The organism is Robertmurraya sp. DFI.2.37, from assembly GCF_029211245.1.
GTDB classification, from domain to species: domain Bacteria; phylum Bacillota; class Bacilli; order Bacillales; family Cytobacillaceae; genus Robertmurraya; species Robertmurraya methanolica_A.
Genome location: NZ_JARGEJ010000365.1, coordinates 1 through 369, shown reverse-complemented (window position 1 = coordinate 369; position 369 = coordinate 1). Strand labels below are relative to the sequence as shown.

The 369-nt window shown below is 39.6% G+C and carries 1 protein-coding gene; it reads left to right on the top strand.

From position 1 onward, the window contains the following. Nucleotides 1-89: 89 nt before the first annotated feature. Nucleotides 90-369, top strand: a 280-nt coding sequence (locus tag PZE06_RS26900; protein WP_275792226.1) for a hypothetical protein, incomplete at its 3' end; no start/stop codon positions are given.

Here is a 369-nt window from a genome sequence, read left to right as displayed (position 1 = left end):
AACGCCCAGCAAACAAAAGCTCTAAAATCATTCTCTACTGACCTGCTATAGAACTTAATCAAGGATTTGATGAGACTCTCTCACGACAGATGCAACAAAAAATTCTTCCGTTAATGGAAAGTGTCGATGCAACCACTAAAACCGTTGTTGAACATATTGATCAAATGGCGAAAACTGTATCTTCTCCGGCAAGCGACATGATGCAGAGAGTTGTGGATGAACTGAAGCAAAGCATGAAATTACTTATGAATGAGTTTAGTTCAGGACTTTCCGGATTGGCTACAACAGAATTAGAAAATTTGGCTCATCAGTTAGGCTCTGCAACCCAAGCTATGGCCGATTTTCCGAAAAACATGGAAAATATTTCAG